This is a genomic window from Streptomyces oceani, assembly GCF_001751245.1.
Classification (GTDB): domain Bacteria; phylum Actinomycetota; class Actinomycetes; order Streptomycetales; family Streptomycetaceae; genus Streptomyces; species Streptomyces oceani.
The window spans coordinates 41488-54918 of record NZ_LJGU01000126.1 but is presented as its reverse complement, the minus strand read 5'-3'; the positions used below and the strand labels follow the sequence as shown (position 1 = coordinate 54918).

10 protein-coding genes and 1 other RNA gene are annotated in these 13431 nt (G+C 70.6%); 10 read left to right on the top strand and 1 reads right to left on the bottom strand.

The genetic code is table 11. From position 1 onward, the window contains the following. Positions 1-591: 591 nt before the first annotated feature. The 5 genes from AN216_RS13625 (at position 592) to AN216_RS13605 (ending at position 8613) form a co-directional block, all read left to right on the top strand. A complete protein-coding gene (locus tag AN216_RS13625) occupies positions 592-2280 on the top strand; it encodes a serine/threonine-protein kinase (RefSeq protein WP_070196943.1) in 1689 nt (562 codons plus the stop codon). 371 nt (positions 2281-2651) lie between these two features. Then, on the top strand, positions 2652-4049 hold the full coding sequence (locus tag AN216_RS13620) for a serine/threonine-protein kinase (RefSeq protein ID WP_079166567.1): 1398 nt from the start codon (positions 2652-2654) through the stop codon (positions 4047-4049). Between the two features lie 136 nt (positions 4050-4185). Next, the gene (prfB, locus tag AN216_RS13615) at positions 4186-5301 is read left to right on the top strand and encodes a peptide chain release factor 2 (protein ID WP_070196942.1); all 1116 of its coding nucleotides are present in this window, start codon (positions 4186-4188) and stop codon (positions 5299-5301) included. A gap of 215 nt (positions 5302-5516) precedes the next feature. Then, entirely contained in the window at positions 5517-7529 is a 2013-nt protein-coding gene (locus tag AN216_RS13610) for a peptidoglycan recognition protein family protein (RefSeq protein WP_070196941.1), read from the top strand. Between the two features lie 232 nt (positions 7530-7761). Then, entirely contained in the window at positions 7762-8613 is an 852-nt protein-coding gene (locus AN216_RS13605; RefSeq protein WP_070196940.1) for a hypothetical protein, read from the top strand. A 222-nt stretch (positions 8614-8835) separates the two neighbouring features. Here the strand turns inward: AN216_RS13605 and AN216_RS13600 are convergent, their stop codons facing one another. Next, entirely contained in the window at positions 8836-9030 is a 195-nt protein-coding gene (locus AN216_RS13600) for a hypothetical protein (RefSeq protein ID WP_070196939.1), read from the bottom strand. A gap of 313 nt (positions 9031-9343) precedes the next feature. Between AN216_RS13600 and ftsE the strand changes: the two genes are divergently transcribed. The 5 genes from ftsE (at position 9344) to ssrA (ending at position 13354) form a co-directional block, all read left to right on the top strand. Further along, the gene (gene ftsE, locus AN216_RS13595; RefSeq protein WP_070196938.1) at positions 9344-10033 is read left to right on the top strand and encodes a cell division ATP-binding protein FtsE; all 690 of its coding nucleotides are present in this window, start codon (positions 9344-9346) and stop codon (positions 10031-10033) included. A gap of 88 nt (positions 10034-10121) precedes the next feature. Next, positions 10122-11033, top strand: a complete 912-nt coding sequence (ftsX, locus tag AN216_RS13590; protein ID WP_070196937.1) for a permease-like cell division protein FtsX — start codon at positions 10122-10124, stop codon at positions 11031-11033. A 67-nt stretch (positions 11034-11100) separates the two neighbouring features. After that, a complete protein-coding gene (locus tag AN216_RS13585; protein ID WP_070196936.1) occupies positions 11101-12306 on the top strand; it encodes a S41 family peptidase in 1206 nt (401 codons plus the stop codon). Positions 12307-12324: 18 nt separating this feature from the next. Then, positions 12325-12822 (top strand): SsrA-binding protein SmpB, encoded by a 498-nt coding sequence (gene smpB / locus AN216_RS13580; RefSeq protein WP_070196935.1) that lies wholly within the window; start codon positions 12325-12327, stop codon positions 12820-12822. A 160-nt stretch (positions 12823-12982) separates the two neighbouring features. Beyond that, positions 12983-13354: a transfer-messenger RNA gene (ssrA, locus tag AN216_RS13575) on the top strand. The last annotated feature ends 77 nt before the right edge of the window (positions 13355-13431 follow it).

Below are 13431 nucleotides of genomic sequence, written 5' to 3'. Positions count from 1 at the left end.
GGCGGTGGTCGCCAGCGCGTCCGTCACGGCCGCCAACGGCGTCCCCGGTGGCGCGGTGACCTGCACGTCGCACGGCCGCGCCGCGCTGTGCCCGCCGCGCGGCACGAGGACAGTCAGACGGATCTGCATCGGCCCCTCCCGGTCCCACCCCGCTCCGTGGTGGATATCCTCGCACCCGGCACTGACATCGCGCGGTGTCGGTGACGGTCAATGATCTTGATTGCCCGCCCTGGTGCGCAAGTGTGATCGCTCGGGATTCTGTCGTACCGCCCGTGATCGCGCGTGATCAGCCGTCGGCCGGCTCGGGATCCGGCGGCGATCGGTGCTCGGCGCAGGTGCTCGGTGCTCAGTGCTCAGTGCTCAGTGCTCGATGGTTTGGAGCGGTCCGCGTGTCCGGCCTCCGGGAGCAGCTCGATATCCTGTTCGGGAACCATCCGTACGGCGTGTGCGTCTTCCCCGAGAGCTGCCCCAGGTACCGCTCCGGAGGCCGGTGCATCGTCAGGTGACCCGAAATCGCTCCGGCGCGCCCGTACCAGCGGCATTAGAGTGTCCCGGGGGGAACCAGCCGAGACAGACCAGGGAGCGCATGACGTGCGGCCGGTAGGCAGCAAGTACCTGCTCGAGGAGCCGCTTGGGCGCGGCGCCACGGGCACCGTCTGGCGGGCTCGCCAGCGCGAGACGGCGGGTTCCGAGGCGGCGGTGGCCGGTCAGCCCGGCGAGACCGTCGCGATCAAGGTCCTCAAGGAGGAGCTGGCGAACGACCCGGACGTGGTGATGCGCTTCCTGCGCGAGCGTTCCGTGTTGCTCAGGCTCACCCACGAGAACATCGTCCGAACCCGCGACCTGGTCGTGGAGGGCGACCTGCTGGCTCTGGTGATGGACCTGGTCGAGGGGCAGGACCTACACGAGTACCTCCGCGCGAACGGACCGTTCACCCCGGTCGCCGCGGCGCTGCTCACCGCGCAGATCGCGGACGCGCTGGCCGCCAGCCACGAGGACGGCGTCGTGCACCGGGACCTCAAGCCGGCCAACGTGCTCCTCACCGAGGGTGAGCAGGGCATGCGCCCGATGCTCACCGACTTCGGTATCGCCCGGCTCGCCGACTCACCGGGCCTGACCCGTGCCCAGGAGTTCGTCGGCACCCCGTCGTACGTCGCTCCGGAGTCGGCCGAGGGCCGCCCGCAGACCTCCGCGGTGGACGTCTACGGCGCCGGCGTGCTGATGTACGAGCTGCTCACCGGCCGGCCGCCGTTCAGCGGGGACACCTCGCTCGAGGTCCTACAGCGGCACCTGACCGAGGAACCGCAGCGGCCGCCCGGCCTGCCCGACCCGGTGTGGACGGTCGTGGAGCACTGTCTGCGGAAGAGCCCGGCGGAGCGTCCCAGCGCGGTCAGCCTCGCGCGGTCCCTGCGCACGGTCGCCGCCGGTATCGGGGCGAGCGCCACCCCGGAGCAGGCCACCGCCGCGCTCGGGGTCGCGGGCCTGCTGGCCCCGGACCCACAGCCGGCGGCGGTGCCGGACGGCCAACTGAGGGGCGCGGATGACCCGACCCAGGCGCTGTCCAGCGCCGGTCAGGGCGGTCCGGGCGGGGGGCCGAACGCCGACCCGAACGCCGCGACCAACGTCCTGCCGCAGACCGGCGCGCCGGGCGGCGGGCCGTCCGCCGGACCCGACGCGGACCCCACCCGTGCCATGCCGCCGGTGCCCGGTGCGGCGCCGCAGCAGCCGCCGGACCAACCGGACGGTCCGCACCCGTGGCAGAGCCAGCTGCGTGCGGCGCGGGACCGCAACGAGCAGACGCAGGTCCAGCCCATCGATCCGAACCAGGATCCGCTGCGCCGTCGTCCCCAGCGGCGTGCCGCGCCAGCGCAGCCTCCGCCCTACCAGCAGGGGCCGCCCCAACCGGGGCCGTACCAGCAAGGACCGCCTCCGCAGCCCGCTCCGCCTCCGCAGCAGCAGTACGCCCCGCAGGGGTACGGGCCGCAGCACCCCCCTGCGCCTCAGCAGCAGCGGCGGCAGGAGCCCCGACAGCGGCCCCCTCGGGAGCCGCGCGAGCCGCGCCGGAGCAACCCGAACCGGATGCGCATCCCCGGGCTCGGCTGCCTCAAGGGCTGCCTGTTCATGGTCCTCATCCTGGTCGTGATCGCGGTGCTGGTCTGGAACTTCACCCCCGTCCCGGAGTGGTGGGCCGAGGGCAAGAGCTTCTGGGAGAAGACACAGGACTTCTTCGGCTCCGTGCAGGACTTCTTCGACAGCGTCGGCGGAGGCGAGGGCGGGTAGCCGCCTGTGTCCGGGTGGCCGCCCGCCCTCCGGATGGCCGCCTCCGTGGTGACTCGGGTGGCGGCTCGAGTGGTGGCTCACGCCACGTGACGGCCGCCGCTCGTACGGGACTTGCTCCCGGGGCGGTGTCGGTCACCGTCCGGCGCCGCCGCGCGTCGTGCACGCCGGGGGCGCCGGAAGCGTCAACAGGCCGGTCACTCCGGTGATTTGTCGACTTCCGTACCGCATATAACGTGCAAAACCGACATAGCGTCGCGGCTTACGTCGCTCGCCGCGCTTCGGCGCGTACTTTTGTCGCCGTAACGCTCCGCCTCTGTCCGTGAACGGAGGCCGGCGCACTCGGTTCACTCGGACCAAGTGAGGGACGGATGGTGGCACGGAAGATCGGCAGTCGCTACACCGCTCACCAGATCCTGGGACGCGGCAGCGCGGGCACGGTGTGGCTCGGTGACGGACCGGAGGGGCCGGTCGCCATCAAGATGCTGCGCGCGGACCTCGCCGCGGACCAGGCGCTGGCCGACCGCTTCGTACGGGAGCGCGCCGCCCTGCTGTCGCTCGACCACCCGAGGGTGGTCGGGATTCGCGAACTCGTCGTCGACGGTGGCGAGTTGGCCCTGGTGATGGACCTCGTGCGGGGCACCGACCTGCGTACCAGGCTGGAACACGAACGACGACTCCTCCCGGAGGCCGCCGTCGCGATCGCCATCGACATCGCCGACGCCCTGGCGGCGGCCCACGCCGCCGGAGTGGTGCACCGGGACGTCAAGCCGGAGAACGTCCTGCTGGACGCGCACGCCCCGGCCGGCCCCGGTGGCGCGCCTCCCGCCCTGCTGACGGACTTCGGCATCGCGAAGCTCATCGACGCGCCACGCCGCACCGGCGCGGCCTCCCGCTCCTCGGCGGCCGGCGGCGGCTCCCAGGGTCAGGGCACGCCGAGTCCGAAGGGCGTCATCGGCACTCCCGACTATCTCGCCCCCGAACTGGTCGAGGGCCTGCCACCGCGCGCCTCGGTGGACATCTACGCCCTCGCCACGCTGCTCTACGAACTGCTGGCCGGCTTCACCCCGTTCGGCGGCGGCCACCCCGGCGCCATCCTGCGCCGCCACGTCACCGAGCGTGCCGCCCCGCTCCCCGGTATCCCGGACGAGCTGTGGCAGCTGATCCACCAGTGCCTGGCCAAGGGGCCGGCCTCCCGGTTGCGCGCGCCGGAGCTGGCGGCCCGGCTGCGCGAGGCGCTGCCCGAACTGGCCGGGCTGCCGCCGCTGGACATCGACGAGCAACCGGACGAGAGCGCCGAGACCGCCGCCGAGAATTCTGCCCGGCCCGGCCCGGGCGAGCGGGCGCCGTCCGCGGTGCCGCAAGCCGGGGGGCTCGCCGTGCCCGTACGGGGAGCGGTACCGCTGGTGGAGACGCGCACCGGACCGGAGGCGAACCGGGACACCCACACCTCGATGCGGGTCCCCGGAGCGGACGAGCTGTCCGGCGGCGCGCACGGCACGGCGCGCACGCCCCGGGAGACCGGCGCGCGCCGTGCCGGTTCCGCCCGGAACCGTGCCACGCAGGCCGCGGAGGTGCGACGGCGCCGACTTCGGCTGGGGCTCATCGCGGGCGGGGTCGCCCTCCTGCTGGGGGCGGGCGGCTGGCTCGCCACCTCCGGGGGTGACACCACGACCCAGCCCGCCCCGGTGGTCGAGCCGGTGCGGGAGCTGCCGGGCGAGCCCGCGGACGGGCCGGCCGCGGCCGTCAGCGGCGGGACGTACGGCGGCTGACGTACGGCGACGGCGCGCGCACCCCGTACGGGCACCGGGCCAGGCGCCCCGCCCAGGGCCCGTCGAGACGCCGGTCGGGGAGGGCCGCCGTACACGGGACGGTTCGGGCCAGGTGGCAGCCGTTAGGCTGGAGGGCGTGGCAGTCGTCGATGTATCCGAAGAAATGAAGGCCCTCTCCTCCACCATGGAGTCGATCGAGGCCGTCCTCGACCTGGACAGGATGAGGGACGAGATCGCCGAGCTCGAGCGGCGGGCGGCGGCTCCGGACCTGTGGGACGACGTCGCGAACGCCCAGCAGGTCACCAGCAGGCTCTCCTACCTACAGGGGCAGTTGCGCAAGGCGGAGGAGCTGCGCTCACGCATCGAGGACCTGGACGTCCTCTTCGAGCTGGCCGAGAGCGAGGACGACCCCGACGCGCGCGCCGAGGCGACCGAGGAGCTGGCGGTGCTGCGTAAGGCCGTCGAGGAGCTGGAGGTGCGTACCCTGCTCTCCGGCGAGTACGACCCCCGGGAGGCGGTCGTCAGCGTGCGGGCCGAGGCGGGCGGGGTGGACGCCGCGGACTTCGCCGAGCAGTTGATGCGGATGTACCTGCGCTGGGCCGAGCGCAAGGGCTACCCGACGGAGGTCTTCGACACGTCCTACGCGGAGGAGGCCGGCATCAAGTCCGCGACCTTCGCGGTGAAGGCGCCCTACGCCTACGGCACGCTCTCCGTGGAGCAGGGCACGCACCGGATGGTGCGGATCTCGCCGTTCGACAACCAGGGCCGCCGGCAGACCTCCTTCTCCGGGGTCGAGGTGCTGCCCGTCGTGGAGCAGACCGACCACATCGACATCCCGGAGAACGAGTTGCGGATCGACGTCTTCCGTTCCTCCGGGCCGGGTGGTCAGTCGGTCAACACCACCGACTCCGCGGTACGGATGACGCACCTCCCGACCGGCATCGTCGTGTCCTGCCAGAACGAGAAGTCTCAGATCCAGAACCGCGCCGCCGCCATGCGCGTCATGCAGAGCCGGCTGCTCGCCCACCGCCGGGAGGAGGAGCAGGCGAAGATGGACGCGTTGAAGGGGGACGGCGGCAACTCCTGGGGCAACCAGATGCGTTCGTACGTCCTGCATCCGTACCAGATGGTCAAGGACCTGCGTACGGACCACGAGGTCGGCAACCCGCAGGGGGTGCTGGACGGCGACATCGACGGCTTCCTCGAGGCGGGCATCCGCTGGCGCAAGCAGCAGGAGCAGGACCAGGAGTAGCAGCGGGGGACGGGGGCGAAAGCGGCAGCGGGTTCCGGGGGAGTCCGTCCGTCCTCTTCGTGTCATTGGTCTGGTCCGATGCCGCCACGCAGGTCCCGGAGCCGTCCGGGGGAAAGCCGCGCGGCGGTTCGCCGCGGCTGTGTCCAGGTCGTTGACGCGCCTCCACGGGGCCGGTACGAAGGCGCCTTCTGCCGGTGATCCGAGGAGGCCATACCTTGTCCGGGACCAGCCACGAAAGATCGGGCCCGCGCCGTACGACCGCGCGCGCCGCCACCGCGGTCGTCGCCGCCGCGCTGCTCGCCCCGCTGCTGGCGGCCGGCCCCGCCGCCACCGCCGACCCACGTCCTGACGACCTGCGGGACGCGTTCGCGCGCGCAGCCGAACGCCACGGGGTGCCGGAGAGCGTGTTGTTGGGCGTGTCCTACCTGCAGTCCCGGTGGGACGGCCACAACGGCGCGGCCAGTGTCTCCGGCGGATACGGCCCCATGCACCTGACGGACCTGACCGCGGCCCGTACCTCCGCCGGGAAGGCGCCCGGCCACTCCGAGGGCGAGGACCCGCGCGGCGACGCCGCCCGCCCGATGAGCCTGCCGCGGGACCCGGCGGCGGGGCCGCCCGGGGCGGCGGCCGACGGCACGGACAAGCCGCCCGAGCGGCTGCGTACGCTGGTGGCGGCGGCCGAGCTGACCGGGCTGCCCCGCGCGGAACTGCGCAGGGACCCGGCGGCCAACATCATGGGTGGCGCCGCGCTCCTCGCCGCCGAACAACGTCAGCTCGGGCTGCCGCCCAGCGACGACCCGGCCGACTGGTTCGGGGCGGTGGCCGGTTACTCGCGGGCGACCGACGAGGGCACCGCCGCGGTGTACGCCGGCGACGTCTTCGACGTCATCCGGGAGGGCGCGAGCCGTACCACCGACTCCGGGCAGCGCGTCACCCTACGCCCGCACGAGGAACTCCGCGCCGAGGTCTCGCAGGTGCGGAAGCTCGGCCTGCGGGCCGGGCAGCGTGACCCGGAGCTGGAGTGCCCGAAGAGCATCTCCTGCGAGTGGATTCCGGCGCCGTACGAGCAGTACGAGGGCGAGGACGGCGAGCTGGACTACGGCAACCACGACAAGTCGCGGCGCCCGCGCTCCCAGGACATCGACTACATCGTGGTGCACGACACCGAGGAGCGGTGGAAGAAGACCCTCGACCTGGTACAGGACCCGAAGTACGTCTCCTGGCACTACACGCTGCGTTCCTCCGACGGACACGTCGCCCAGCACGTACGCACCAAGGACACCGCCTGGCACGCCGGCAACTGGTACGTCAACTCCAAGTCCGTGGGCCTGGAGCACGAGGGCTTCCTGGCCGAGCCGGACGCCTGGTTCACCGAGGCGATGTACCGCTCCTCGGCCCGGCTGGTGAAGCACCTGGCGCGGAAGTACGACATCCCGCTGGACCGCCAGCACATCCTCGGGCATGACAACGTCCCCGGCACCGTCACCTCCTCGATCCCGGACATGCACACCGACCCGGGGCCGTACTGGGACTGGCGGCACTACTTCAAGCTGCTGGGCGAGCCCCTCCGCCCCGCCGGCGGGGGCGAGTCGGGCATGGTCACGATCCGCCCGTCGTACGCCGAGCACCAGCCCGTCTACACCAAGTGCGACGACTCCGGCGACCCCTGCCCGGCCCACGGCTCCGGCGCCGTCCGATTGCGCACCGAGCCCGACCCGGACGCGCCGATGCTCGCCGACATCGGGCTGGACCCCTCGGGTGAGCCCGCCACCAGGGGCGTGAACGACACCGGCGCGCGAGCGAGCACCGGCCAGCGGTACGCGGTCGCGGGACGCGACGGCGACTGGACCGCCGTCTGGTACCTCGGGCAGCGCGGTTGGTTCCACAACCCCGCGGACCAGCCCACCGCCGTGCCCGCCGCCGGCCCGGTGGTGACGCCGAAGAAGGGCGAGGACAGCGTCCCGGTCTACGGCCGGGCGTACCCGGAGAAGGACGCCTACCCCGAGGACGTGCCGGTGCAGGAGATCTCCCCGCTGCCGTACGAACTGGGGGCGGGCCAGGAGTACGCGCTGGGGCTGCGGACCAAGGGCGAGTACCAGTACGCCGTGAGCTTCGACCCGGCGAAGCATCAGGTGGTGCGGGGCGATCAGACCTACTACCAGATCCAGTTCGGCCACCGGGTGGCGTTCGTGAAGGCGGAGGATGTGAACGTACGGCGGGCGCGCTGACGTTGGACGTTCGACGGCTGGTCAGTCCCTGACCCCCGGTCCCCGCTTGACTGCGGTGTGAAAACTGGGAAAGCTGTTCGGTCGGCAGGCGTGTGACTGGACGGGTGTGGGGCGGGTGTGAACGCGGCGCCCGGTGGCGGACATCGGGAAGTGCCGCGACTCAGATCCCCACACTCGTCGGCCGTTCGCGATGCTGCCCATGTGACGATTATCTACTGGGGGTAGTTGGCAGATGACCAATTCCAAAACGCGACTGCGGGTAGCGCGGATCGCGGCCGGCGCGGTGTTCGCCGCCGGTGCCTCACTCACGGCCGCGGGCGTGGCCCAGGCGGTCAGCCCGACCGATGAGTCGAGCACCTCGGACAAGGGCGTCCAGTCGCAGGACGCCAAGGCCGAGAACAACATCGTCGGTGTCACCGAGGGCAACGACAGCATCGGTGTCACCGAGGGCAACGAGAACGTCGGTGTCACCGAGGGCAACGACAGCCTCGGTCTCATCGAGGGCACTTCGGAGGGCTCCGACGAGGGTACTTCGGAGGGTACCGACGAGGGCACCTCCGAGGGCTCCGACGAGGGCACTTCGGAGGGTACTTCGGAGGGCAGCACCTCCGAGGGGACCGACGAGGGTACTTCGGAGGGTACCGACGAGGGCACCTCCGAGGGCTCCGACGAGGGCACCTCTGACGGTACTTCGGAGGGCAGCACCTCCGAGGGGACCAACGAGGGCACCTCCGAGGGTTCCTCAAGCCAGGGCACCGCCGGCACCTCCGAGGGCGCCAACGAGGGTGCCTCGGAGGGCGGCAGCGGCGGCGAGGAGCCGGCCACCATCGGCGGCAGTGGCGGCGGTGGCGAGGACACCCCGACCTGTGAGCTGGGCGAGTCGCAGGTGGACTGTGAGGGTGGCAACACGCAGCCGGACGTCGGTGGCAGTGAGCCGATCAATGACGAGAAGCCGAAGGACGATCTCGCGGAGACCGGTTCCGCCGAGACGACCTTCCTGCTCGTCGGCGCCGCGACCATGATCGCGGGCGGTGTCGGCTTCCGTGTGATGCCGCGCGTGCTCGCTCGTCGTACGGCCGCCTGAGGGGCGCCTCGCGACCCCGCAGGCGCCCAGCGCGTGCGTGAGGGCCGGGTGGTTCGGAACAGGTGCGGAAGGACGCACCTCGTACCGGACGACCCGGCCCTCGGTTCGTACGGCGGGAGATGCGTACGCCGGAAGGTACGTGCGCGGCGGCCCGTGCCGCGGCTCCGGGCGCCAGGCGCCGTTACGCGGAGCCCGCGGCCAGCACTCCGTGCCCGCGCGGCGTCAAGCCGTGACCACGCTCTGTGTCAGCATCACGAGCGCCGCGAGCGCCACCAGCAGCCCGAGCAGCGTCGCGGGTGACAGGGTGGCCAACGGGCCGGACTCCTGAAGCCGTGCGCGATACGCACGGCACACCGAGCAGCGCCCCTCGCGCACCGGGCCCGAGCAGTTGGCACACACCAGTCGGTCGCAGGTCATGCGATCGCCTCCTCAGTACGCCAACGCCTGCTCCGGGGGAATTCGTTCCGCCCACTCTCGTCTCCACTGTGCCAGGTGACGCCCCGCACCGCAGAAAGACCGACTCCGTGGCCCGTACACAGCACCGTCGGAGCGTGGAGTGAGCGGGAAGCGGCTGCCGGGCGCCGGGATTGTGCCGAATCGCGCCAGTGCGAGGCCGCCCGCGCCGCACGTTGACTGCGCCGGGCGAAACCCTTCGCGTATGGTCGCTCCACCGAAGGGGGCCGGCGGTGGCCCTCAACACCCCTACCCAGGTCGACGTGGTGCAGAAACCGTGATCCGATTCGACAACGTCTCCAAGTCCTACCCCAAGCAGAACCGGGCGGCTCTGCGTGAGGTCTCGCTCGAGGTGGAGCGCGGTGAGTTCGTGTTCCTGGTGGGCTCCTCCGGTTCCGGAAAGTCCACGTTCCTGCGGCTTGTGCTGCGCGAGGAGCGAACCAACCACGGTCGTGTGCACGTGCTCGGCAAGGACCTCGCCCGGTTGTCGAACTGGAAGGTGCCGCAACTGCGCCGCCAGCTCGGCACCGTCTTCCAGGATTTCCGGCTACTCCCGAACAAGACCGTCGGCGAGAACGTCGCCTTCGCCCTCGAGGTGATCGGCAAGCCACGGGGCCAGATTCGGAAGACCGTCCCCGAGGTGCTGGACCTGGTCGGTCTGGGAGGCAAGGACGACCGGATGCCCAGCGAGCTGTCCGGCGGTGAACAGCAGCGGGTGGCGATCGCCCGCGCGTTCGTCAACCGGCCGATGCTGCTGCTCGCGGACGAACCGACCGGCAACCTCGACCCGCAGACCTCCGTCGGCATCATGAAGCTGCTCGACCGGATCAACCGCACGGGGACCACGGTGCTGATGGCGACACACGACCAGCAGATCGTCGACCAGATGCGCAAACGCGTCATCGAACTCGAGGCGGGCCGGCTGGTACGGGACCAGTCGCGCGGTGTCTACGGCTACCAGCACTGAGTCCCTCGCCGGCCACCACCCCGTGAGGTGATCCTCGCGGCTGTCCGGGAAACGCGGGAGAACCCGAGAAACCCCGAGAAAGGACGCCATGCGCGGCCAGTTCGTACTGTCGGAGATCGGTGTCGGGCTCCGACGCAATCTCACCATGACGTTCGCGGTGATCGTCTCGGTCGCCCTGTCCCTGGCACTGCTCGGCGGCTCGCTGCTCGCCCGTGACCAGGTGAACGAGATGAAGGGGTACTGGTACGACAAGGTTCAGGTGTCGATCTTCCTCTGCAACGAGAACGACGAGGGCCTGAGCGGCAACTGCGGCAAGGGCGCGGTCACCGAGCAGCAGAAGAAGCAGATCAAGTCCGACCTGAACGAGTTGGGGATCGTCGACAAGGTCTACTACGAGTCCGCCGAGGAGGCGTACAAGCACTACAAGGAGGAGTTCAAGGACTCCCCGGTGGTGGACTCGTTGACCCCCGACCAGATGCAGGAGTCGTACCGGGTCAAGCTCACCGATCCGACCAAGTTCAACGTGATCAGCAGCGCGTTCTCGGACCGACCCGGGGTGCAACAGGTGCAGGACCAGAAGGACCTGCTGGAGAACCTCTTCAACCTGCTGAACGGCATGAACGTCGCGGCACTGTGCGTGATGGCGCTGATGCTCGTGGTGGCCCTGTTGTTGATCGTCAACACCGTACGGGTCTCCGCGTTCAGTCGCCGGAGGGAAACGGGAATCATGCGTCTGGTGGGGGCGTCCGGTTTCTACATCCAGCTGCCGTTCATCCTGGAGGCCGCGATCGCCGGCCTCATCGGGGCGGGTTTCGCGTGCTTCCTACTGGTCGGAGGCAAGTACTTCCTGATCGACAACTGGCTGCAGGACAAGATCCCGTTGATCAATTTCATCGGCTGGGAGGCGGTCGTCAAGGTGCTTCCGCTGATCCTCGCGGTCGGCGTGCTGATGCCCGCCATTGCAGCTTTCTTCGCATTGCGCAAGTACCTCAAGGTGTGACGGAAGACGCGGGCGCGCGCCGGGCAACTGCCTTTGGCGCGCCCGTGTCTGACTTAGACTCCGAAGCATGCCGGCTAAGTGGAACTCCGCGCCGCCACGCCGCGTTCGCAGCGGGGGCGCCCTCACACTGGTCTTCGTGGGCGTGCTCGCGACCGGTGCCGCCACCGGTTCCTGGGGCGGCGACGAGTCGCGGTCCGCGGACCGCGACACCGCAGCCCGTATACCAGTTGGGGACGTCGAGGAACCGGCCCGGGAAGGCGGGGAGCCTCGGGAGGCCGAACCGCGCGACGCCGCCGAGGAGCTGGTCAGCCGCAGCGGCGACCGCTGGTCCTCGGCGTACTCCGCGCGGGAGTACGACGGCCTGCGACGGAAGCTGGACGGTGAGTACGTCGGCACCGGGATCTCCGTCAGCCGGCAGGCCGGCGCCGACACTGGCGCCGACGCCGACGAGCGTACGGTCCGGGTGACCGAGGTCGCGCCGGACAGTCCGGCGGCCAGGGCCGGAATCCGCCCCGGGGACCGGCTGCGCTCGGTGAACGGCACCAGCGTGGCGACGAAGCCGGTCACCGAGGTGGTGGCGATGCTGCGCGGCACCGCGGAGGGCACTACGGCGGCCGATCCGGGCAGTGCCGTGCGGCTCGGGCTCACCTCCGAGGGTCGGGACCGGACGGAGACGGTGCGCCGCGTCCGGCTCTCCGCGGAGACCGTCGTCTCCGAGCAACTGTCCCCGGACGTCAACCGGATCAAGATCGCGCACTTCACCGAGGATTCCGGGCAGCGGGTGCGGGAGGCCGTACGCTCCACCCCGGACGGCGCCGGCATTCTGCTCGACCTGCGGGGCAACTCGGGCGGCCTGGTGACCGAGGCCGCCGAGGCCGCCTCGGCGCTGCTGGACGGCGGGTTGGTCGCGACGTGGGACGACGACGGCGAGCAGCGCTCGTTGTACGCCGAGGAGGGCGGGAACACCGAGTCCCCGGTGGTGGTGCTGGTGGACGGGGGCACGATGAGCGCCGCCGAACTCCTCGCCGGCGCCCTGCAGGACCGGGGCCGGGCGGTGGTGGTGGGCAACCGTACCTTCGGTAAGGCGTCCGTGCAGGTGCCGCACGAGATGGCGGACGGCTCGGTCGCCGAGCTGACCGTCGGACACTACGTCACGCCCGCCGGCCGGGACCTGCGCCGCGAGGGACTGACCCCGGATCTGGCCGTCGAGACCGAGGAGTCGGCGCTGAATCGTGCCCGCACGGTATTGAGTGGCCTCGCCTCCGGGTCGTAGTGGAAGAATGGCCTGACTATGGCCAAGAAGAAGACCAAGAAGGCGGACCCGGACCGGAAGCTCATCGCGCAGAACAAGCGGGCGCGGTACGACTACCTGATCCTGGACACCTACGAGTGCGGGATCGTGCTGACCGGCACGGAGGTCAAGTCCCTACGTCAGGGCCGGGCCTCGCTGGTGGACGGTTTCGGGCAGCTTGACGACGGCGAGGTGTGGCTGCACAACGTACACATCGCGGAGTACTCCCAGGGCACCTGGACCAACCACAGTGCTCGGCGGAAGCGGAAGCTGTTGCTGCACCGCGAGGAGATCGACAAGCTGATCGGCAAGACCAAGGAGACCGGTTACACCCTGGTCCCGCTGTCGCTCTACTTCCGGAACGGCCGGGCCAAGATCGAGCTGGCCCTGGCGAAGGGCAAGAAGGAGTACGACAAGCGGCAGACGTTGCGGGAGAAGCAGGACCGGCGCGAGGCGGAGCGGGTCATCTCGGCGGTACGCCGTAAGCAGCGGGCGTGACGGCGGTGGCCGGCGGGCCGCTGTCGGTACGCCCGCTGCGGGTGTCGCCGTCGCCGTGCCGGCTGGTCAGCACGGCCGGGGAATAGACTGGCACCCGCGTGCGCTGATCCCGTACGATGGAACCGCACCCGCAGAGGTGCGGGGTTTGTCAACTCAACATGGGGATGATCGGTTTCGACAGCGGATGTCGAAGCAGGAGAAGCGAGCCGAGGAACGCGGCAATGATCTCGTTAACCACCTGCCGCAAAAAAATAATCGCCGATTCCAAGCGCGATTCCTTCGCCCTCGCTGCCTAAGTAGCGACCTGCGAAGTGCTGGCCCGGGAGTGTTTCCGGCCCGGATCCCAGTATCAGTGAGGGAACTCACCGCGTAGGCCCGGTCACGGGGTCTACCGGGACAACTAACAGTGACTGAGCCCGTCGGAGACTTGTCCGCGTGATCTCCGGGGCTGAGAAAATCGCAGCGGACTGCGCTCGGAGAAGCCCTTCTTCCGCACCGTTGGACGCGGGTTCGATTCCCGCCATCTCCACCATCCCTCACGAAGGCCCCTGGCCCGCCGACACTGTCGGCGGGCCAGGGGCCTTCGTGCTGTTCGGGACGTGTCGACAG